General features: G+C 64.7%; 16 protein-coding genes. 3 read left to right on the top strand and 13 right to left on the bottom strand.

All coding sequences use genetic code 11. The features are described 5' to 3' along the window. Positions 1 to 14: 14 nt before the first annotated feature. From OYT13_RS10730 to metE, 12 genes are all read right to left on the bottom strand, one after another. A complete protein-coding gene (locus OYT13_RS10730; RefSeq protein ID WP_410007545.1) occupies positions 15 to 1310 on the bottom strand; it encodes a type II toxin-antitoxin system HipA family toxin in 1296 nt (431 codons plus the stop codon). Positions 1311 to 1336: 26 nt separating this feature from the next. Beyond that, positions 1337 to 1651, bottom strand: coding sequence for a helix-turn-helix transcriptional regulator (locus tag OYT13_RS10735; protein ID WP_017234356.1), 315 nt, complete (start codon positions 1649 to 1651; stop codon positions 1337 to 1339). Between the two features lie 95 nt (positions 1652 to 1746). Continuing rightward, positions 1747 to 2163: an alternative ribosome rescue aminoacyl-tRNA hydrolase ArfB gene (arfB, locus tag OYT13_RS10740; RefSeq protein ID WP_017234357.1), complete on the bottom strand. Its 417-nt coding sequence runs from the start codon at positions 2161 to 2163 to the stop codon at positions 1747 to 1749. A 107-nt stretch (positions 2164 to 2270) separates the two neighbouring features. After that, positions 2271 to 3725 carry a heavy metal sensor histidine kinase gene (locus tag OYT13_RS10745; protein ID WP_261938646.1) on the bottom strand — a complete coding sequence of 485 codons (1455 nt, stop codon included), beginning with the start codon at positions 3723 to 3725 and terminating at the stop codon, positions 2271 to 2273. Between the two features lie 32 nt (positions 3726 to 3757). Further along, the gene (locus OYT13_RS10750) at positions 3758 to 4432 is read right to left on the bottom strand and encodes a heavy metal response regulator transcription factor (protein WP_017234359.1); all 675 of its coding nucleotides are present in this window, start codon (positions 4430 to 4432) and stop codon (positions 3758 to 3760) included. 9 nt (positions 4433 to 4441) lie between these two features. Continuing rightward, on the bottom strand, positions 4442 to 5896 hold the full coding sequence (locus tag OYT13_RS10755; protein ID WP_261939874.1) for an efflux transporter outer membrane subunit: 1455 nt from the start codon (positions 5894 to 5896) through the stop codon (positions 4442 to 4444). Positions 5897 to 5904: 8 nt separating this feature from the next. Continuing rightward, positions 5905 to 7158, bottom strand: a complete 1254-nt coding sequence (locus tag OYT13_RS10760; RefSeq protein WP_017234361.1) for an efflux RND transporter periplasmic adaptor subunit — start codon at positions 7156 to 7158, stop codon at positions 5905 to 5907. A 12-nt stretch (positions 7159 to 7170) separates the two neighbouring features. Further along, positions 7171 to 10344, bottom strand: coding sequence for an efflux RND transporter permease subunit (locus OYT13_RS10765; protein ID WP_150563883.1), 3174 nt, complete (start codon positions 10342 to 10344; stop codon positions 7171 to 7173). Between the two features lie 317 nt (positions 10345 to 10661). Further along, positions 10662 to 12377, bottom strand: a complete 1716-nt coding sequence (locus tag OYT13_RS10770) for a glycosyltransferase family 39 protein (protein ID WP_268567699.1) — start codon at positions 12375 to 12377, stop codon at positions 10662 to 10664. A gap of 60 nt (positions 12378 to 12437) precedes the next feature. Next, positions 12438 to 13805, bottom strand: a complete 1368-nt coding sequence (locus OYT13_RS10775) for a sensor histidine kinase (RefSeq protein ID WP_268567700.1) — start codon at positions 13803 to 13805, stop codon at positions 12438 to 12440. Then, positions 13802 to 14461 carry a response regulator transcription factor gene (locus OYT13_RS10780; protein WP_150608314.1) on the bottom strand — a complete coding sequence of 220 codons (660 nt, stop codon included), beginning with the start codon at positions 14459 to 14461 and terminating at the stop codon, positions 13802 to 13804. Before OYT13_RS10780 ends, OYT13_RS10775 begins: the two co-directional genes overlap by 4 nt. Positions 14462 to 14843: 382 nt before the next feature. Then, on the bottom strand, positions 14844 to 17132 hold the full coding sequence (gene metE, locus OYT13_RS10785) for a 5-methyltetrahydropteroyltriglutamate--homocysteine S-methyltransferase (protein WP_268567701.1): 2289 nt from the start codon (positions 17130 to 17132) through the stop codon (positions 14844 to 14846). A gap of 358 nt (positions 17133 to 17490) precedes the next feature. On the opposite strand from metE, the gene OYT13_RS10790 reads away from it, so the two are divergent. From OYT13_RS10790 to OYT13_RS10800, 3 genes are all read left to right on the top strand, one after another. Further along, complete coding sequence (locus OYT13_RS10790; RefSeq protein ID WP_268567702.1) at positions 17491 to 18786, top strand: NAD(P)/FAD-dependent oxidoreductase; 1296 nt, start codon at positions 17491 to 17493, stop codon at positions 18784 to 18786. A gap of 62 nt (positions 18787 to 18848) precedes the next feature. Beyond that, positions 18849 to 19328 carry a VOC family protein gene (locus OYT13_RS10795; RefSeq protein ID WP_268567703.1) on the top strand — a complete coding sequence of 160 codons (480 nt, stop codon included), beginning with the start codon at positions 18849 to 18851 and terminating at the stop codon, positions 19326 to 19328. A gap of 181 nt (positions 19329 to 19509) precedes the next feature. Continuing rightward, on the top strand, positions 19510 to 20103 hold the full coding sequence (locus OYT13_RS10800; protein WP_268567704.1) for a molybdopterin-dependent oxidoreductase: 594 nt from the start codon (positions 19510 to 19512) through the stop codon (positions 20101 to 20103). A 31-nt stretch (positions 20104 to 20134) separates the two neighbouring features. Here OYT13_RS10800 and OYT13_RS10805 read toward each other — a convergent pair whose 3' ends face one another. Then, positions 20135 to 21142 (bottom strand): sterol desaturase family protein, encoded by a 1008-nt coding sequence (locus OYT13_RS10805; RefSeq protein WP_268567705.1) that lies wholly within the window; start codon positions 21140 to 21142, stop codon positions 20135 to 20137. Positions 21143 to 21148 lie beyond the last annotated feature (6 nt).

Raw genomic sequence — 21148 nt, forward strand, 5'->3', positions numbered from 1 at the left:
AGGTCGCTGCGGTCTCAGGTCGTGAGCGCCACGCCGCCGTTCAGGCGTTCGAGCACGGTGGCGCGCACGGCGGCCGGGGCGTCCGCGAGCAGTGCCGGCCATTGGGCCTGAGCGTCTCGGACGGTCTCCCGCGCGATGGCGCTCAGGCGGCTCACGCGAAGCAGCCCAGCGCCCTTGAGCAGCGCGTCGAGGGCAGCCCAGTCGAATGCCCGCAACGTCTTGTCGATCGCCCGGTTCACGCCATAATGCGATGCCGGCACGTCGTGAAAAAAGGCGGCGACGCACACCGGGTCATACACCGGCGCCAACTGCGGCGTATGGGCGTCGGGGTAGATCAATGCCCAGTTCTTGAGGTGGGCGTCGGTATTGCCTAGCAGGATAAAGGCGATCAGACGACGCAAGAACTCGCGTACGTCGCGCACCGGTTGCGCGGATAACTGATCCAGCACCCGCAGCATCGTCGTGTAGTCGATGTCGAGCCCGCGCCCGTACTTGCTGCGCGGTGGATATTGCAGCACCTGCGCGAATTCCTCCATATGCACGCGCCGTCCGTCGGGCAGCCGGTCGAAGCGCGGCACGGCGAGGATATGTTCGAACGGTACCTGCTCGGGCAAGTCGGCATCGCGTCGCGAGATGATTTCGGCTTTCGCGCAATCGAGGCCGAGGGCCTCGCACAGTCGGTAGCCGGTGAATTCGTTCTCCACGAGATCCGGGTGGCGCGTCGTCGGCAACTTTAGAATGACCGAGCCCGCGCGCCCCTGGCGCTTGACGACGTAGCGCCGTCCATCGCGAACGGCTGAGAACTTGGTCACCACGCCGGGTAGCGATGCGGCGTCTTCCACCGGCGTATCAACGAAACCGGGTTCCACCATTTCCAGACCAAGCGCCGTGTGCCAGCGATGCACGATGTCGGGCACGCCCTCGCGCAAGGGCACGGGCTCGACCTCGAGTGCCCCCATCAGGTCGTGTCCGGCGGCGGCGAGCAGTTCGAACTCGTCGTCGGGGCTGCAGCGGCGCTCGGCGGCGAGTCGTTCGCGGTTATGGCCCTCGGGCAGCAGGTTCTCGAAATACATCGGCCAACGGCCGTCGGTGCGCACGAGACGCGCATCGTGGGGCGACGCGAGAATGGCTCGCGTGGCCGTCTCGTTGGCGCCGCGGTAGGCCAGGGAGAGCGCCGGCCGCTGGGCGTCGGCGATGTAGTCTTCATCGAACGACATGCGCAGGATGTCACCGTACTGCGACAGATAGCCGATGGGGCGGCGTGTTCCATCGGGCATGTGCAGGTACGCGCGCAGGTATTTGATGTTCATGAGCAGTGGCGTGATCCCATGGCTGGTTAGCCGGCAAGCGTCTCGACGATGGAGGGCGGGGCGGCGATGCCGCTGGGTTGCGCGAGGTATTTGCCGCCGGAGCGAAGAAAGGCTTCGACCTCCTGTCGCAGACCCGCCGGTACCAGCATCGGTTCGAGGCCGAGGGCGCGCGCGGCCTCAAGCACGGTCGACAGGCGCGGATCGAACGCGCCAGACTCCACTTTTTGTACGGTCATGCGTGACAACCCCGCCTGATCGGCGAGTTCCGCCTGCGTCAGGCCGGCTGCCTTGCGTGCCGCGATCAGCGGTGCAATGAAGCTCATCATGATGTGCTTTTGCATGGAAAAGATGCTTTATCTTAGCATTTTCTCAAGAGAATTTCCATGAAAGCTAATAATGATGATCTTTTATTGTTAAAAGATTGTTATTGTTATCATCAATCCTCGCGACCCGCATGCACCTTGCCACGCGTTGCCTTGACGCGGGCGCGACCTTGTTTGGCGTCTCGTCGGCGGACTTGACTGCCGAGCGTGGGCCGGGTCGGAACCCGCCGACGCGGCGCTACGGCTGCCGCATCGACCAGCGCCTGCAGACGCGCAAGGGCATCGGCCCGGTTGAGTTCCTGCGAGCGATGCTGCTGTGCCTTGATGACGATCACGCCGTCCTGAGTGATGCGCTGGTCGAGCCGGGAGAGCAAACGCGATTTGACATCGTCGGGCAAGGACGAACGCATCACGTCGAAGCGCAGATGGATGGCGCTGGAGACTTTATTGACGTTTTGGCCGCCGGCGCCCTGGGCGCGCATGGCAGTGAGTTCGACGTCTTCGGGAGCAATGAGAATGCGACGGTTCATGGGGCAAGGATACCGTTCTCACCGTCTCGCTCACAAGCGCGCCGAACGACGGCGCCGTGCCAAGGTGAGCGTGGGGCGAGACTAGGGCAGCGCGCCGGAGGCGCCGATCAAACGGTGCCTTGACCGACGGGCTGGAGGTTTCGGCCGTGACCGCGCTTCGATGCCTCCGCGTCTGTATCCCCGCCGGTCGCCGCGTCGGCGCGCACCGAGAACCCGAACGTATTGAGACCGTTGGCGCTATGGGCCCAGACCGTGCCGCCATGCATGTCGGCAATCGCCTTGACGATGGCCAGCCCCAGGCCATGATTCTCGCGGCTGTTGGTGCGCGACGCCTCCGCCCGGTAGAAGCGGTCGAACAGGTGCCGCAGCACATCGGGCGAAATCGACGGGCCGGGATTCACGACATCGATGCACACGGTGCGGGCGTCATCGGCCTGGATACGCAGGTGAACATCAATGTTCGCGCCCGGGGCGCAATGCTCGATGGCGTTCATCACCAAGTTGGCCAACGCCCGACCGAACAGCGCCTTGTTCACTTGAGCGACGGCGCTCCCTTGCAAGCGGGCCGTGACCTGTGCCTCTTCCAGCAAAATCTCCAGAAACTCCAGGGTGTGCGCCGCCTCGCTCGCGAGCGACGCCGTGCTCAGCCCCGTGGCCCGTTCGCCCTGATCGGCACGCGAGAGGAACAGCATGTCGTTGATGATCGTGCGCATGCGCCCCAGCTCTTCCAGATTCGATTGCAGCAACGCTCGCAAATCCTCGACCGGTCGCTCTCGCGTGAGCGCCACTTCCGTCTGCCCGATCAGAATCGTCACTGGCGTACGCAGTTCATGCGCAACGTCGGCATTGAACGATTCCAGGCGTTCGTACGCGCTATCGAGTCGCGCCAGGGCGCCGTTGAAAGAATGTGCCAGATCGTCGAGTTCGACGGGCAATGAACGCGTGTCGAGCCGTTGCGAACGGTTGTCAGGGCGGATCTCGGACGCTTCGCGCGTCAGGCGTGTGAGCGGCGCCAGGCCCAGGCGTGTCGCGCAATAGCTGAGCAGCAGCACGCTCAGGCAGCCTAGCGCGGAGAGCACCGCGAGTCCCAGGCCGAAGGCGCGCAACGTGCGCTCGTTGCGCGAGTAGCTGGCGGCCACCTGCAGGGTGACGGCCGGACGCGTGCCATAGGGCGGCAGGATCTCGCGCGTGCTCAGCATGTCGTCGCCCCCGCCATCGGGGCGTAACCGAACGTAGCCGTTGGCCAGGCGTTTGACGAACATGCCGGTCAAGGGCTTGCCGAACGTGTAATTCGGGTCGTCGCTCGTCACCGCATAGGTCGTGGCACCGTCGCGCGGCGTCATGTCGCTGAGCTTTTCGCGCACGATCTGCCACTTCTGCGGCGTGGCGCCGTGATAGACGATGATGTGGGCGATCTGGGCCCGATCGTCGAGCGATTCGCGCAGATGCCGCTCCAACTGGATGCGCAGCATCAGGAAGAGGCCGGCCCCGACCATGGCGAACACCGACAGTGCCACGATCGCGAACATGGCGGCGAGGCGGCGGGAGATCGAATGGCTCACGATGACAATGACATGGCAACGACGCGCGGCACTCAGGCCTCGCGGACCTCCAGCACGTAGCCCATGCCACGCACGGTGTGCAGCAACTTGGACTGGAACGGCCCGTCGAGCTTGGCACGCAATCGCTTGATCGCGGTCTCGACCACGTTCGTGTGGCTGTCGAAATTGACGTCCCAGACGAGTTCGGTGATGGCCGTCTTCGACAGGATGTCGCCTTGCCGGCGCGCGAGCACCGACAGCAACTGGAATTCCTTGGCCGTCAGATCGAGCCGCTGGCCATCGCGCGTGGCGCGGCGACCGATCAGGTCGACGTAGAGGTCGCCGACCGAGACCAGCGTTGATTCCTGCACTCGCGTGCGACGGGCGAGGGCGTGCAGGCGCTCCACCAGCTCGATGAACGAGAAGGGCTTGGTCAGATAGTCGTCCGCACCTTCGCGAAGGCCGCGCACGCGGTCGTTTACGTGATCGCGGGCCGTGAGCATGATGACGGGCGTGGACTTGCGCTCGCGCAGCGCGCCGAGCACGGCAAAGCCGTCGCGCTTGGGCAGCATGACGTCGAGCACGATCACGTCGTAGTCGAATTCCAGCGCCAGATGCATGCCTTCCTCGCCATCGAGCGCGACATCGACCACCCAGCCTTGCTCGGTCAGCCCGGCGCGCAGGTAGTCCACGACCTTGTGTTCGTCTTCAACGATCAATACTTTCATCTCGCCACCTCATCTTTGCGCATTATACGAGTCGGCGCCGGGCTCCGACGGTTGCCAGCCGCCGCCCAGCGCCTTGACCAGCGCCACCGACAGGACCCATTGCTGAGCACGGATCTGAACATCCTGGCGCTCGCTCGCCAGGCGCCCCTGCTGCGCCGTGATCACACTCAGATAGGCCGTGAGCCCGCCCGAGTAGCGGTCGTTGGCCAGACTCAGGAGTCGTTGCGCGTCGACGACAGCCGCGTGCGATTCGCGCGCGGCGGCGTCGAGCACCGACAGGCCGGTCACGCCGTCCTGCACCTGCTGGAACGCGGAGAGCACGGTCTGTCGGTAATTCGCCTCGACGGCACGGTATCCCGCACTCGCAAAGTCCACATTTGCCTGACGCCGACCGCCGTCGAAGACCGCTTGCGTGGCGAGCGTGCCCAGCGTCCAGAGCAGACTCGGCGCCGAGAGCAGATTGGCGAATTCCGTGCTCTGCCAACCGATGCCTGGGTTGAGCGTGAGGCTGGGGAAGAACGCCGCCTTCGCCACGCCGATCTGGGCGTTTGCCGCCGCCATGGCGCGCTCGGCCGATGCCACGTCCGGGCGGCGCTGCAGAATGTCGCTTGGCACCCCGACCGGAATCACCGGCAGCGTGGCGGGCAGCGTCCCCGCCGGCACCGAAAACGCCGGGGCGGGCACGCCGACGAGCGCGGCGATCGCATGCTCGTATTGGTCGCGTTGCTGATGCAGCAGACGCGCTTGTACCCGCGTGGTGTCGAGTTCCGATTGTTGTTGAAGGACATCCAGACCCGACACGGCGCCAAGATCGTGCTGCGCGCTCACGTAGTCGAGCGCCTTGCGTTGCAGCGCGACGGATTCGTCGAGCACCTTGATTTCGTCGTCGGCGGCCCGTAGCTGGACGTAGGCGGTGGCCAGCTGTGTCGTGAGCACCAGACGCGCGTTGGCCAGATCGTCCCCCGCCTGTTCGGCGGAGGCGCGCGCCCCTTCGACCTGACGACGGAGGCGGCCGAACAGATCGGTGTCGTAGCTCACACCCAGACCCGCCTGCACATTGTTCTGAACAGTCGACATGCTGGTCGACGTATAGCTCGTGACCGGCCGGTTTGCCGAGACGCGCTGGCGGGCCAGACCGACCGACGCGTCGACTTCCGGCAGCCGTTGTGCCGAGGTGCCGGAGAGCGTCGCCTGGGCCTGGTCGTAATGCGCCACGGCGGCGGCGAGCGTCTGGTTCTGCGCGAGCGCCTGCATTTCGAGCGCTTCCAGCACCGGGTCGCGGAAGGCCTTCCACCAATCCGGCTGAAGCGCCGCGTGCGACGGCTGGGCGAGCTGCCACCCGGTGTCCGTCTTCCAGTCGGGCGGCACCGCGACGTCAGGCCGACGATAATCGGGGCCGACCGCACACCCACCGAGCAATGTGGCGACGGCGAGCAGCGCCATGCCAGAGCGCGCGCCGCGCATTGGGGCGTTCACGACTGGCCCCCTGGCGCCTTGCCTTCGGGTTTGGCCGCCGGGGCGGTCTTGACCGCCAGCGCTTTGGCCTGCACCTGATCGCCGTCGTCGATCGAATCGCTCGGATTGACGATGACACGGTCGGTCGGGGAGACCCCGGCAGACAATTCCAGCGACTGTCCCAGATCGCGCGCGATCGCAATCTTGTGGAGATGCACGACACCCTGGTCGTCCACGACCGCCACGCGCGGCCCCTCGGCGCGGAACAGCAGGGCGTTGGCCGGCACGCTCAGATGGGCTTGCACGGCGCTTGGCAGCGCAAGCTGCACATAAGCGCCTGGGCGCAGCCTTCCGTCGGGATTGGGGAGGGCGGCGTCGATTTGCAGCGAGCGGGTCGCCACGTCGATGGCGCCGGACACATGCGTGATCTTGCCTTGAAAGTGCATGCCGGGCAGTTCGGCTTGCGTCACGACCACGGGCTGACCGACGCTCACGCTCTGTGCATAGGCCTGCGGCACCTGCACGGTGACGCGCAGCGGATCCGTCTGCGCCAGCGAGAATAGTGCGCGGCTGTTGCCGCTGCCCGCATCGATGAGATCGCCGATGTCGACGTTGCGCTGGGTGATCACGCCGTCGAACGGCGCGACGATTCGCTTGAAAGACTCGAGTTGCTGGAGCCGTTTGACATTGGCGTCGGCCGCCGCCAGGTTGGCGATACCCTGCGTGTACGTGCTCTGGCGCTCGTCGAGTTCCTGCTGCGAGACGGCGTCGCGCTGACGTAGTTGCTGCCAGCGCGCGAGCGAAGATTTCGCAAGTCCAAGGCTGGCATCGATCTGGTTGCGCTGGGCGATCGCCTGAGCGAGTTCCTGATCGATTTCGGGGGTATCGAGTTCGGCCAGCAACTGACCCTGCTTGACGCGGGCACCGATGTCCACGTATCGCCGCCGCAAATAACCGGTCGCTCGGGCATAGATGGGCGACTCGACCGCGCCGCGCAACGTGGCGGGCAACAGCGTTTCGCTTGCCGGCGTCGGTTGTGGCGTGACGACGCTGACATATTGCAAGGCGTTCTCGGCTGTGGCCTTGGCGACGTCGCGACGTTGCAGCGCATTGGAGATCGTCGTGCGTGCCGCACCGGCCGCGAGCAACACGGCCACAACGATCAACACGCGCCTGGCGCGCCGGAATTCGCCCTGTCGCGGGGGCAACTGCCGGCCGTCGGCGGAATTGTGTTCGGGAATGGCCAGTTCGGCGTGATGTTTTTCGGTCATGGGGGGCCCCCGTCAGGATGGGGTATTGGGTTCGGCACGGCGTGCCTTGCGTCGCGCGAGTCGCGTATGCACGCCGGCGAAGACCAGCGGCACGAAGAAGAGCGTCGAGACCGTGGCAAACAGCAGGCCGCCGATCACCGCGCGGCCCAACGGCGCGTTCTGCTCGGCACCTTCGCCGAGACCGAGGGCCATCGGCACCATGCCGATCATCATGGCGAGCGCCGTCATCAACACCGGACGGATTCGGCTCGCCCCGGCTTCGAGCGCCGCTTTGAGTGGCGCCATGCCCGCTTCCATGCGCTGGCGTGCGAAGGCCACCACGAGAATGCTGTTGGCCGTGGCCACGCCCATCGTCATGATGGCCCCCGTGAGCGCGGGCACCGAGAGCCGTGTGCCGGTCAGGAACAGCATCCAGACGATGCCCGCGAGGGCGGCGGGCAGGGCACTCACGATGATGAGCGGATCGACCCACGACTGGAAATTCACCACGATCAGTAAATAGACGAGCACGATGGCCATCGCCACGCCCAGGCCCAGCCCAAGGTACGAGCTTTGCATCGTGCTGACCTGGCCGCGTACCGTGATCTGGCTGCCGCGCGGCAAGTCCGTGCGCGCCTGGGCCACGAGCCGGTCGATATCGCGCGCGACGCTTCCCAGGTCCCGGCCTTCCACGCTCACGAAGATGTCGATCACCGGCCGGATGTTGTAGTGGCTGACCACCGCGAAGCGCTGCGTCGGCTCAACCGTCACGAAGTTGGCGAGCAGTTGCGGCTGGCCGTTGTTGGTCGTGCCCGCCACCGGCAGACGCAGCAAGTCGTCGAGGGAGCTGATACGGTACTGCGGCGATTGCACCGACAGGCTGTACTCCACGCCGTTCTGCGGATTGAACCAGAAGCCCGGCGACGTCTGCGAGCTGCCGGAGAGCGAGATCAGCACGTTCTGGGCGACGGCGTTGGCGTTCAGGTTCAGCTGCTGCAAGCGCGTGCGGTCCATGTTCAGGTGGATCGTCGGCGCGTTGATCCGTTGCTGGATATGCGTGTCGACGGTGCCGGGCACCTGTCGCACCTGCTTGAGGAGCTTCGTCGCGGCGTCGAAATTCGCCAGTTGTCGAGCGCCGCTGATCTGAATGTCGATGGCCGCGGGCAGCCCGAAGTTGAGAATCTGCGTGACGATGTCGGCCGGTTGAAAAAAGAACTCGACGCCGGGGAAGCGCTGCGGCAGCACCGCACGAAGCTTGTCGATATAGCCTGTGCTCGGGTGATGGTCGGGGGTGAGCGCGATCTGAATTTCGCCGTCGAGCGTGCCAATGGTGCCCGCGTTGCTGTACGAGAGATTGATACCGCTGTAGGGCAGGCCCAGGTTGTCGAGAATCGTTTCGAGTTCGTTGGCGGGCACGATCTCGCGCACGACCTTTTCGACTTCATCGGCCAGACGCGCCGTTTCCTCGATGCGCGTGCCGGTGGGCGCGCGCATGTGCAACCGGATGTTGCCCGCGTCCACGCTCGGGAAGAAATCCGCCCCCAACGCGAACACCAGCCCCATCGACAGCACGCAGAACGCCAGGAAACCCGTGGCGAATACGCGCCGGCGTACCAGCAGCATCGAGAGCACGGCGATGTAGGCGGCGCGCATGCGCTCGAAGGCGGCGTCGAAGCGCAGATAGACGCGCCGGAACGCCCCGGGCGCCGCGTTCGGATCGGCCGCGCGGGCGTGTCCCATGAGCAGCATCGCGAGCGTGGGCACCAGCGTGCGCGACAACAGGTATGAGGCCAGCATCGCAAACACGACCGCCTCGGCGAGCGGCACGAACAGGTAGCGCGCCACCCCCGTCAGGAAGAACATCGGCACGAACACGATACAGATGCATAGCGTCGAGACCAGGGCAGGCACGGCAATTTCGCCCGCACCGTCGAGAATGGCCTGGTGCAGCGGCGTGCCCATATGCAGATGGCGCTCGATGTTCTCGATGGTCACCGTCGCGTCGTCGACCAGGATCCCCACGGCCAGCGCCAATCCGCCCAGCGTCATGATGTTGATCGTTTGACCGAGCGCATGCAGCGCGAGCAGCGACGACAGAATCGAGAGCGGGATCGAGATGGCAATGATGCAGGTGCTGCGCCAGTTGCCGAGGAACAGCAGGATCATGGCGGCCGTGAGCGCGGCGGCGATCAGCGCTTCGCGAATCACCCCTTGCACCGCTGCCTTCACGAACACCGACTGATCGAACAGCGCGGAGATGTGCAGATCCGGCGGCAGCGCGGCGCGGGCTTCGGGCAGCAGGGCCTTGAGCGAGTCGACCACCGACAGCGTGGAGGCATCGCCCGTCTTCATGACCGACATCAGCACGCCGCGCTGGCCGTTCTGGCGCACGATGTTCGTCTGCGGCGAGAAGCCGGTGCGCACGTGCGCGACTTCGCGCAGATAGGTCGTGGCGCCGTTTACCGTACGCACCGGGATGTTGTTCAGGCCCTCGACCGTGGCCGGCGACCCGTTCATGTCGACGCTGTACTCACGCGGGCCGATCTTCGTTGTGCCGGTCGGCAGGATCAGGTTCTGGGCGTTGACGGCAGCCACCACGTCCTGCGCCGTCAATCCCTTGGCGAGCAAGGCGCGCGTGTCGATGTCCACGGAGATCAGCCGCGTCTTGCCCCCGTACGGATAGGGCACGGCGGCCCCCGGGATCGTCACCAACTGCGGCCGCAGGAAATTGAGCGCCGTGTCGTTGAGCGCGGGTTCCGACAGGCTGGGGCTCGACAAGCCGAGCTGCATTACCGGAATCGACGAGGCCGAGTAGCTGATGATGAGCGGCGGCGTGGCGCCCGGCGGCATCTGCTTGACCTGCGCCTGCTCGATCGCTACGACCTGGGCGATGGCCGTCTGGAGGTTCGCCGTCGGCTGGAGGAAGATCTTGATGATGCCGATGCCGGGCAGCGATTGCGACTCGATGTGCTCGATATTGTTGACGGTGGTCGTCAGTCCGCGTTCGTTGCCGGAGATGATCCGGTTGGCGACATCCTGTGCTGCCAGGCCGTTATAGGTCCAGATGACGCTGATGACGGGAATGTTGATCTCCGGCAGCACGTCGACCGGTGTGCGCATGAGCGCGAGCGGCGTAGCGAGCAGGATCAGGATGGCCATCACGATGAACGTGTAGGGCCGCTTGAGCGCAACGTTGACAATCCACATGGTTCAGACGCGCTCGGGCGCAGTCGCAGACTTACGGGGCAAGGGCCGTCCGGAGCGCGTGCGCCATGGCGCGGCACCGGTCCCGGAAGGAATGTCGCCATGGTAGGGGCGCACCCCCAACGCCAAAATGGCGCGAAAGTGGCGAAATCGACAGAAATCTCGGCACCGGCCGCACAGCCTTGTCCAACAAGGCGCTGTGCGTGGTCACGACGAGGGGCGTGGCATATTACGGTGTGTTGCGCTTTCAACGAGGCGCGCAAAAAAAATGGCTGGGGGCAACGCGTCCCCCAGCCATTCCTGTCTCGGCGCGGCCGCGCTCAGTTGGCGGCGGGCGGTGTGTCGGTCGTCGGCTTCTCGATGATGACGCGACGGTTGTCGCGCGCGATGACCTTCATCGGCAGACCGAGCGTCTCGAGCACGGTGAACTTTTGCGGGTCGACCAGCGCAAGCGCCTTGGGCGCCGCCATCCAGACGTCGGCAAACTTGTTGAGCGTCGGGATCCAGCTATCCGGCGCTTGCGAGATGCCGAATTCGAGTTCGTCCTGCACCGCCACCATGATCATGGTGTGACGCAGGTAGAACGGCATCGTGTGGTCGAGCGTGCCGACGGAGTAGAACGGCGTGTCCGGTCCCAGGCGATCCATTTCCGCACGCACGGCCGGCACCAGATCGATCCCGGAGCTGCTGCGCCCGAAGGCTTCATGCCCGGAACCGCCGATCATCGCAAACGCCAGCCACGCGCCGGCAAAGGCGACGAGCGCCTGCTTCGTGCTGCGCGTGCTCAGCCAGCGCGCGATGGCGAGGCCGATCAGTCCGGCGACGCTGGCGGCGTAAAGGTAGTACGAGAAGGTGCGGTAGGCTTCGACCGGGTTGCGACTATCGGAGTGATGGGAGAGAAAGACCAGGCACGTCACGATCGTCGCCACGAACAGCACGGCGGACACGACGAGGTGCTTGCGCAGCGACTCGCGCGAGATGCCCGCGAGCCCCAGCCCGATCAGCAGTGCCAGGGCCGGCGCGACCGGCAGCACGTACGACAGCAGTTTCGAGTGCGACACCGAGAAGAAGCAGAAGATGAACACGGCCCAGACCGTGAGCATCAGTACCGGACGGAACCCATTGGCCTGACGCGGTGCAGCGCGCGACGCCGACACGACGCGCGGAATCATCGACAGCCACGGCAGGAAGCCGATGATCAGCACCGGCACGAAGTACCACAGCGCGCCGGGACGATGGTGATCGGGCTTCAGGAAGCGGTTGAAGTGCTCGTTGATGAAGAAGAATTCGAAGAACGACGGGTTGCGCGCCATGACCGCGGCGAACCACGGCACGGTGACGGCGAACATCACGATCAGGCCGCTCGCAAGGTGCAGACGCTTCCACAGGGCCCAGTCGCGTGAAATCAGCGTGTAGATGATGAGGACCGCACCGGGCAACACCACGCCGATCAGCCCCTTGCTCAGGATCGACACGCCCATCGCCGCCCAGCACAGCCACATCCAGTTGCGGACCTGCGTGTCGGTGAGCCCGGGGCGTTGCGCCAGCAGCAGCGAGCACAGCGCCAGCCCCATCATGAACGACACGCCCATATCGAGCACGTTGAAGTGGCCGAGCAGGCTCCACAGCGGGGCACTTGCCAGCGCCAGCGCGGCAAAGAAGCCCGCGCGCGCGCCGAACACCCGACGGCCGGTATAACCGACGAGCAGCACGCCGCCGAAACCGGTCAATGCGGTCCACAGACGGGCCTGCCAGTCGCCCAGTCCGAAGATCATGAACGTCAGCGCGTTCATCCAAGTCTGGAGCGGCGGTTTCTCGAAGTATAGATAGCCGTTGTAGCGCGGGGTGACCCAATCGCCGGTCGCCAGCATTTCGCGCGCCATCTCGGCGTAGCGGCCTTCGTCGCTAGGCACCAGATGGCGCAGGTTCAATACGCCGAACCAGACCAGCGCGAATGTGGCCAGCAGCCAGAGCAGGGCGGCGGGAGAGATCGGCCAGGGTTCCAGCCCGGCGTCACGTTGAGGGCGTATGGACATGAATGGGAGGTTTCCGGTCTTGTTGAATGAGGTAAGTGTCGTGAATAAGGCGCATGACGTTCAGGCGCCGGTGTTGTCGGCGGCATCGGGGTTAGGCAGCGTCACACGCACATGCAAGCCGCGCGGCGGAGTCGGACTGGCATCCGCCAGCGTCACCCGACCGCCGAGGCGGTCGACGATCGCGCGCACGATGGCGAGGCCCAGGCCCGTGCCTTCGCCGCCGTGATCGCGGGCCTCGCGTTGGTCGCTCGCGCGGTAGAACGCATCGAATACGCGCTCGCGCTTGTCGGCGTCGATGCCTGGCCCCGAGTCGATCACGTCGATGACCACCTCGGCCGCCGTGGCCGACAGGCGCACGCCGACACTGCCGCCCGCCGGCGTATAGCGCACGGCATTGCCGACAAGATTGCTCAGCAGCGTGACAATATCGCGTTTCGATCCCGTCACGCGCAGATTGGGGCGCCCGGGCGCCGCCTGAGACGTATCGACCAGGTCGAGCACGATCTGCTTGCGGTCCGCCAGCACGAAGACGTCTTCGAGCGCTTCGTGCACGGCGGGCAGCAGCGTGAGCGGCGTGGCGGTGACCGTCGGGGCGCTCTGGGCTCGCGCGAGGGTCAGCAACTGTTCGAGCAGCGCCCGCGTGCGGCGCAGCCCGCTCTTGAGCTTGGTCAGGCGGTTGCGCGTCTCGGTATCGAGGGGCACCGGGTCGAGTGCCCGGTCGAGGTTCTCGGACTGAATCACCAGGGCGGTCACCGGCGAGCGCAATTCGTGCGCGGCGTCGGCCACAAACCGGCGCTGCTCGTCGAGCGCCTTGGCGAGTCGCGCCAGCAGACGATTGATCGACACGATGAACGGCTCGATTTCTGTGGGCGCGTCTTGCGCGTCGAGGCCGCGCAAATCGGTATCGCGCCGAATGTCGACATCGTCGGCCAGCCGCTGCACCGGCCGCCATGCGCGGCGCACCGTCACGACGATGGCACCGATGAGCAGCGGCACGAACCCCACGAAGGGCAGCGCGGTGCGCAGGCCGCTGTTACGCGCAATCTCGTTGCGTCCTTCCGTTGGCTGGGCGACAACGATACGCAGCTCCGGCTCGATAGTGCGCACGAAGGCGCGCCAGGTGTGGTCGCCCGTATTGACCGTGTGAAAACCGTCGGCCAGCGTGACCGGGAAGCTGCCGCCGAGCCGCTGTACCGTGAGACGGTAGTCGTGGTCCTCGACCGGCAGGCCATGCATGGCGCTGTCGGCCTCGGCGAGATTGCGGGTGTCGACGAGCGCGGCGAGTTGCAGCAGTTGATCGTCCTGGAAACGGTAGGCCTCGCGAAAGGCCGCCGCGTAGGAGACGAAGCCCGCGACGATGGCCAGTCCCAGCGCACAGGCCGAGAGCGTGACCACCAGTCGCGACTGCAGCGAACGCATCATGATCATGGCTTGGGCACCAGCCAGCCCGCACCACGGATATTGCGGATGACGTCCGCCCCGAGCTTCTTGCGAATGGAATGGATCAGGAAGTCGATCATGTTGCTTTCGATCTCTTCGCCCCACCCATAGAGGCGGTGCTCCAGCGCGTCGCGCGAGAGGATCGTGCCCGGGCGCAGCATCAGCGCGTGCAGCAGGGCGTATTCGCGTGCCGAGAGCACACACTGGTTCTCGCCGTAACTGGCCTGGTGGGTGGCGGGGTCGAGAACCAGCGCGCCGTTCGTGAGCACCGGTGCGGCAACGCCCGCCTGCCGGCGGATCACGGCGCGCATGCGCGCAAGCAACTCGCCCACTTCGAACGGCTTCACGACGAAGTCGTCGGCGCCCAGATCAAGCCCGTGGATAATGTCGTCGGCACCGTCGCGGGCCGTCACCACGATGATGGGCGTGCGACCTCCCGCCGTGCGGTGCGCCCGCAGCACCTCCCAGCCGTCTCGCCCGGGCAGCCCGAGGTCGAGCAGCATGAGGTCGTAGCTGTGCGCGGCCAGCGCCGCCAGGGCGGCGTCGCCGTCACGACACCAGTCGGCCGCATAAGAGGCGTCCTTGAGCGCCTGCATCATGGCCTCACCGATCATGGTGTCGTCTTCTACGAGCAATATCCGCATGGTTTTCCGAACGCTTCCCGACGTCGCCACGCAGACGAACGCCTGATACCCCGCTCGTCACGCAGGACGGCACGGGCGCACGATAGCGCGCGAGAATTAGGAGAAACTTAGTCCGCGACGAGGTGCGTCCGCGCGACTATGCCATGCAAACCAATAGCTAATCAATGACTTAGCAAGGTTTTTTCACGTAACCTCGCCATGACGGGACCGCATCGGCTTAGTCGTGCGGCATCGCTGAGGCCGGTTGGCGTCGTTTCACAGCGGATCGGGAGACAAATACGGCGACCCAACGTCAGCGGGCCGGCGAGTGCCGGCCCATGCGTTCGAAATGGTTGTCGGCCGGCAGACCGGACCCTCTCGAACCCTTTCGCCGGGAGGCCGCTTACTGAGCGCGCAGTGTCTTTGCGGCCGCCACCATGTTTTGCAGTGCCGGAATCACTTCCGCCCACTGGCGCGTCTTCAGGCCGCAGTCCGGGTTGACCCACAGACGCGAGGCCGGAATGCGCTCGGCCGCCTTGCGCATGAGCGACACGATGTGCGCCTGCGTCGGGATATTCGGCGAGTGGATGTCGTAGACGCCCGGTCCGATTTCGTTCGGGTATTGGAACGAATCGAAGGCATCCAGCAGTTCCATGTCGGAGCGCGATGTCTCGATGGTGATGACATCGGCATCCATGTCGGCGATGGAGGCGATGATGTCGTTGAACTCCGAATAGCACATATGCGTGTGGATCTGGGTGTCGTCCTGCACGCCGTTCGCGGTGATGCGGAACGACTCGACGGCCCAGTCCAGATACGTTTGCCATTGCGCACGGCGCAGCGGCAGGCCTTCGCGCAGGGCTGCCTCGTCGATCTGGATCACGCGCACGCCCGCTCGCTCCAGATCCAGCACTTCCTCGCGAATCGCCAGCGCCAGTTGGTAGCACGACACCGAGCGGGGCTGATCGTCGCGCACGAAAGACCAGTTCAGGATCGTGACCGGCCCGGTCAGCATGCCCTTCATCGGTTTGCGGGTCAGCGATTGCGCGTACCGGATCCACTCGACGGTCATGGCCTTCGGGCGGCGGATATCCCCGAACATGATGGGCGGCTTCACGCAACGCGACCCGTATGACTGCACCCAGCCGAACTGACTGAAGGCGTAGCCGTCAAGCTGCTCGCCGAAATACTCGACCATGTCGTTACGCTCCGCTTCCCCGTGCACGAGCACGTCGAGACCAAGGGCCTCCTGTTCGCGCACGCTGCGGGCGATTTCGGCCTGCATCGCGGCGACATAACCGGACTGATCCAGTTCGCCGGCCTTGAACTGGCGGCGCGCAGCACGGATTTCGGACGTTTGCGGGAACGAGCCGATCGTCGTGGTCGGATAACTCGGCAGGTTCAGCGCGGCGGCTTGCTTCTCGGCGCGCACGGCGTACGGGTGCTGACGACGGCCCAGCGACGCTTCGATCTTTGCCACCGCAGCCTTGACGGCCGGATTGTGGACGCGCGGCGAGGCGCGACGGCTGGCGATGGCGGCGGCATTGGCGGCGAGCTCGGCGCGCAAGGCGTCGCGGCCTTCGTTGATGGCGCGCGCCACGACCGTCACTTCGGCGAGCTTCTGCTTGGCGAACACCAGCCATGATCGGATTTCGGCATCGAGGTTCTGCTCGCTGTCCAAATCCACCGGCACATGCAGTAGCGAGCACGACGGTGCGACCCACAGGCGATCGCCTAATGCCTGGGCGACCGGCTCCAGCCAGTCGAGCACGGCGGTCAGGTCGGTCTTCCAGATGTTGCGGCCGCTGACCACACCAAGCGACACGACTGCATCCGGGGGCAGGGCGTCGATAACCTTGGCGACTTCGCTTTGGGCATTCACGGCATCCAGATGCAGGCCGTCGACGGGCAATCCGCAGGCCAGCGGCAGGTTCTCCTGCAGTTCGCCGAAGTACGTGGCGAGCAGGCGCTTGACCGGGGCGGCGGCGAGCGCGGCGTAGGCCGTCTCGAAGGCCTGCTGCCATTCGGCGCTCAGTTCGGTGACCAGGATCGGCTCGTCGATCTGCACCCATGCCACGCCCTGCGCGGCGAGCGTCTCGAGCAGCTTCACGTAGACCGGCAGCAGGCGCGGGAGCAGGGCCAGCTTGTCGCTGTCGTCCTTGGCTTTGCCGAGCCACAGGTACGTGACCGGGCCGAGAATGACGGGCTTGGTCTTCACCCCGGCCGAGCGGGCCTGCGTGAGTTGTTCGACCAGACGCGATGCGTCGAGCGCAAAGGTTGTGGCCGCGGAGAATTCCGGGACGATGTAGTGATAGTTCGTGTCGAACCACTTGGTCATTTCACCGGCGGCGACGCCGCCGCAGCAGGCGTCGTGCGCCTCGGCGCTGTGGGCGGATCGTCCACGGGCGACGCGGAAGTAGTTGTCGAGCGCGTCGCCGTGGAAGCCTTGGACACGCTCAGGCAGGTTGCCCAGCGTGAAGCTCATGTCGAGGACTTGATCGTAGTAGGAGAAATCCCCGACGGGGGCCAGATCCAGGGCGGCCTGGTCCTGCCAGTGACGCCGGCGCAGCGACGCGCCGAGCGCGGTCAGGTCGTCGCGCGTCGATTGCCCCTTCCAATACGCTTCCAGACCGAACTTCAGTTCACGCTTCGCGCCGATGCGCGGAAATCCCAGGTTGTGTGTCGTTGCCATGTTCTCTTGTGACGCTAGCCGCCAGATGAAGGAAATCGTGACGACGATCATAGAGGTTTCGTTTCATGAATGAAAATGGTCTTATTTTAGATTGACGTTAATTTTATTCATGTTGATCGGGCAGCGCCTGATGTCGCGTGCGTCGCCCCGCACGTCGCATATCAGTTCGCGTGTGATTGATTCGCATCAATGCCCCCGCCGACGATACCGATAGGCTTTTAGGGGGATGGAAGCGCGCGAACGAGGTGACACCGCTGCGACGGCTGCCAAGGCGTGGGGCAACGTCACGATCTGGCGCGTGGGTGGCGCTTGCCCTGGACTGTCCGAATTCACTGCGCTGCGCGCTGGAGACATGCTTATGAACACCGCGACCAAGCCACATGTGCTTGTCCTCGGCGGCAATTTCGCCGGACTTTCCAGCGCGCAGAAAATCCGTGAATACGCGGGTGAGAGCGTGGACATCACGGTGATCGACCGCAAGGACTATCTCCTATTCGTGCCCAATATCCCCACCGACGTGTTCGAAAATCGCGATCCGTCGCTGCACCAGCGCATGCAATTGCGGCCAGCGCTGGCGGGAGACGACATCCACTTCATCCAGGCGCTGGTGCAACGCGTGGATATCGACGCCAGAATGGTCCACTTTCTTCCGTTCGAGCGCCCGGGCGAAGCCTCCGAGTCGTTGCACTACGACTACCTCGTGGTTGCCTTGGGTGCCCATCTGGCCTATGACCGCCTGCCCGGCTTTGCCGAGCACGGGCATACCGTCTCGGACCTGTTTCACGGTGAGCGCCTTCGTCGGTATCTGTTCGAGGGCGGCTACCGCGGTGGGCCTATCGTGATTGGTGCGGCGCACTTTCACCAGGGCGATGGCGCCGAGGGCCTGCAACCCTATCCGGGCGGCAGCATTCCCTATCTGAAGGCGGCGTGCGAGGGGCCTATCCTGGAGATGACGACAGCGATGGCGAGTTGGCTCACGCGCACCGGCAGGGGAACCCCGGAAAAGATCACCGTCTTCACGCCTGATGAGGTGATCGCGGCGGACGCAGGTGTCAAGAACGTCGAGGCCTTCCTGCGGATGACCCACGCGATGGGCATCCACTACCGCAACAACATGCCCGACATTGCCCGGCTTACCGCTGAGGGCATCGAGTTCAACACAGGGGAGACGCTTGCGGCGGAAATCAAGTTAATCCTGCCCGACTGGGTGTCGCATGAGTGTCTGCGGGATCTGCCGATCTGCGACAGTCGGGGTTTCGTGCGGACTAATCTGCTGATGCGCAATCCAGAACACCCCGAAATTCTTGCCGCTGGCGACTGCGCATCGGTAACCGTGCCCAAGATCGGCGGCATCGGGCACCAGCAAGCCGAAATCGTCGGACGACAGATCGCGCTCGACATGGGCCGCATGGACGCCGAGGAGGCCAACCAGGCACTTCGTCCGGTCACCTTTTGCATTGGCGACATGGGCGAGGGCCGGGCGTTCTACGTGCGCTCTAACAGCTGGTTTGGTGGCCACGACGATGTGCTGAAAATGGGGCGAGTTCCGTATCGGCTGAAGATGAGCTACCGGGACTTGTTTTTCCTGACGCACGGGAAGATGCCGGGGTTTGGTCTGAACATCGCGCAGTTCGCAGCCGAAAGGGTATTTTGACGAGCGCCTCAAAAGGCTTCCGACAGTATGAAAGTTGCAGGACACATTGCGGAGACAACCTGATGGTCGATTCCACCGCTTTCCCACAAGCGCAAGAATTCCACCTGAGCCTGCGCGTAGCCGATCTGGCTGCGAGCACGGCCTTTTACGCTGCGTTATTCACTGTCTCGCCCAAAGACACCACGCCGCGATACAGCACGTTCCTATTGCCGGATTTGCATCTGAACCTGGTACTGCTGGTCAACGATAGTCAGAAACCGTTGGATACCTACAGCCTCTATCACCTGGGGTTGGGTGTGGCGGGGAAGGCACAAGTGATCGCCGCGTATCATGCCGCGCTGGCCGCTGGGGCGCCCATTGTCAAGCCTCCGCGCACAACGTGGCGCGGCACCCCGCTGCACGAATTGTGGCTGCGCGATCCCAGTGGCTATCTGATCGAGGTCTATGCGCGGCTCACTGTCGAAGAGCTGGCGCAGATGCCGACCGATCAGGAGCCGACCCTTCTCGTACCGAGCACCGAGACGTCACAGAGCGCACCGTAATTGAAGACGATCATGTCGCTCCCAGCGAGGGTGCTTGCGTCTTTATCGTGACGGGCGATGGAAGTTCATGATCGAGTGCACGAAGAAGCAGGCGACGTGCCACCGGGCTGTTCGCTCGTGATACGCTCGTGCAATGCTTCGGCGCACCTGCCGGCATTCGCCATCGCTTTCGTCAACGTCCATGAAGAAAAGAGAGTTTCTTGCCGGTGCCGCGGCAGTCGGCGCGTCTGCGCCGTTGTTCGCCAAGACGGCTGCAATGCCGGGATCAGCGGCTACGACATCGCTGGTCACCATCAGCGGCGCTATCGGGCATCACAACCGTGGGCCTGTCGATCCAGCGCTCGATCAGCTCTTTCACAAGCAACTGGTGAAATTCGACGCCGCGTATGCGTTCGACTTCGGCATGTTGACGCGCCTGCCCGCGCAGACCATCCGTCCGACGCTGGAATACGATGCCCGGCCGCACACCCTGCACGGACCACGCCTGATCGACGTCCTGGCGCAGGCGGGCGTACCCGCCAATCCGGCGACGCAGGTCTTGTTGCGCGCCATCGACGGGTACATTGTCGCGACCACGCTGGCGCAGGTGCGAGAGTATCGCTTTCTGCTCGCCACGCATCTTGACGACAAGCCGCTTGCGCTCGGTGGTTTGGGGCCGCTGTGGGCCGTCTACGACCCGGCCGCGATCCCCATGCTGGCGGGCAAACCCCTCAGGGAGCAGTTCGCGCTTTGCCCGTGGGGCATTTATCACATCCAGATCAACGCCGTCTCCTGAACCGTGCCCGCGCTGAGGCGGGCGCGTCCGGTCAGGAAGCGTCGGCGCGCAAGGCGGGGCGACGCAGGGTAAGGCGTCTCGCGATACGTCCGAAGGCGCGCAGTTGTTGCGCTATCACGCCCATCCCATACCGGCGCGAACGGCCTTCGGGGGCGGGGAGTTGGTCGCGAATGCCGGTCGGCTCCACGGCGCGTTCCCAGGAGGCGGTACGGAATACCACGTCCCACCAGGGAACCAGCACGCCGAAGTTGCAGCCGTACCGAGTGCCTTCGTGCCCGTAGCCGATGGCGTGATGACGACGGTGAAACGTCGGGCTCACGATCAGACGTTCGAGCACCGGGCCGTACGGTAGCCGTGCATTCACGTGCTGAACACTCTGCAAGAAATTCCCCACAGCCACGAGCACGACGTATTGCGCGGGTTGCACGCCGATGAACAGCGCAATCGACGCAAAGAAGGCGGCTTGCAGCATGTTGTCGAGGAAGTGGTTGCGGTCGTCCGTCCACATCGACATCTGTTGCTGGCTGTGGTGCACCGCGTGCAGTTCCCACCAGACGCCGAAGCGATGCTGCCAGCGGTGGTACCAGTAGCCCGCGAAGTCGAGCACGATCAGGTAGAGCAGGAACGTCACGAGCGGTTGATCCGTCACGCCCGGGTACAAGCCGTCCAACTGGACGTTCGGCAGCCCGTGGATCACCATCTGGCTCTGCAGCGCGTTAAAGACCGGTTGCAGCACCATGAAGAAGAGCAGATTGAGAATGCCGAGCTTGGCGATCCACGTGTAGATCACGTCGGCGCGCACCTGGCGGCGATCCTGCCACTGCTCGACCGGACGCAACGCCTCGAGCGGACGCAGCAGGGCATACGTTACGCCGATCTGGAAGACTCCGACGAGCACCCAATACAAGGCGTCATAGATATCGTCGGCGTAGCCCATCAGGTTGAAGTGGAACAGCAGCGGCTGCACCCCATCGACGTAGACGAGCGTCTGCGCAGCGGCGATGCCGCTGTCTACGAAGTTGATGGCTTCCTGAATCATCTGGGG

Source organism: Pandoraea sp. XJJ-1 (assembly GCF_026802345.1).
In the GTDB taxonomy this organism is placed as follows: Bacteria; Pseudomonadota; Gammaproteobacteria; order Burkholderiales; family Burkholderiaceae; genus Pandoraea; species Pandoraea cepalis.

Coding starts and splice junctions, on each gene's coding strand:
- OYT13_RS10765 (WP_150563883.1), bottom strand. CDS start 10,344: ATGTGGATTGTCAACGTTGCGCTCAAGCGGCCCTACACGTTCATCGTG.
- OYT13_RS10770 (WP_268567699.1), bottom strand. CDS start 12,377: ATGTCCATACGCCCTCAACGTGACGCCGGGCTGGAACCCTGGCCGATC.
- OYT13_RS10730 (WP_410007545.1), bottom strand. CDS start 1,310: ATGAACATCAAATACCTGCGCGCGTACCTGCACATGCCCGATGGAACA.
- OYT13_RS10735 (WP_017234356.1), bottom strand. CDS start 1,651: ATGCAAAAGCACATCATGATGAGCTTCATTGCACCGCTGATCGCGGCA.
- OYT13_RS10805 (WP_268567705.1), bottom strand. CDS start 21,142: ATGATTCAGGAAGCCATCAACTTCGTAGACAGCGGCATCGCCGCTGCG.
- OYT13_RS10755 (WP_261939874.1), bottom strand. CDS start 5,896: ATGCGCGGCGCGCGCTCTGGCATGGCGCTGCTCGCCGTCGCCACATTG.
- OYT13_RS10780 (WP_150608314.1), bottom strand. CDS start 14,461: ATGCGGATATTGCTCGTAGAAGACGACACCATGATCGGTGAGGCCATG.
- metE (WP_268567701.1), bottom strand. CDS start 17,132: ATGGCAACGACACACAACCTGGGATTTCCGCGCATCGGCGCGAAGCGT.
- OYT13_RS10760 (WP_017234361.1), bottom strand. CDS start 7,158: ATGACCGAAAAACATCACGCCGAACTGGCCATTCCCGAACACAATTCC.
- OYT13_RS10800 (WP_268567704.1), top strand. CDS start 19,510: ATGAAGAAAAGAGAGTTTCTTGCCGGTGCCGCGGCAGTCGGCGCGTCT.
- OYT13_RS10790 (WP_268567702.1), top strand. CDS start 17,491: ATGAACACCGCGACCAAGCCACATGTGCTTGTCCTCGGCGGCAATTTC.
- arfB (WP_017234357.1), bottom strand. CDS start 2,163: ATGAACCGTCGCATTCTCATTGCTCCCGAAGACGTCGAACTCACTGCC.
- OYT13_RS10750 (WP_017234359.1), bottom strand. CDS start 4,432: ATGAAAGTATTGATCGTTGAAGACGAACACAAGGTCGTGGACTACCTG.
- OYT13_RS10795 (WP_268567703.1), top strand. CDS start 18,849: ATGGTCGATTCCACCGCTTTCCCACAAGCGCAAGAATTCCACCTGAGC.
- OYT13_RS10775 (WP_268567700.1), bottom strand. CDS start 13,805: ATGATCATGATGCGTTCGCTGCAGTCGCGACTGGTGGTCACGCTCTCG.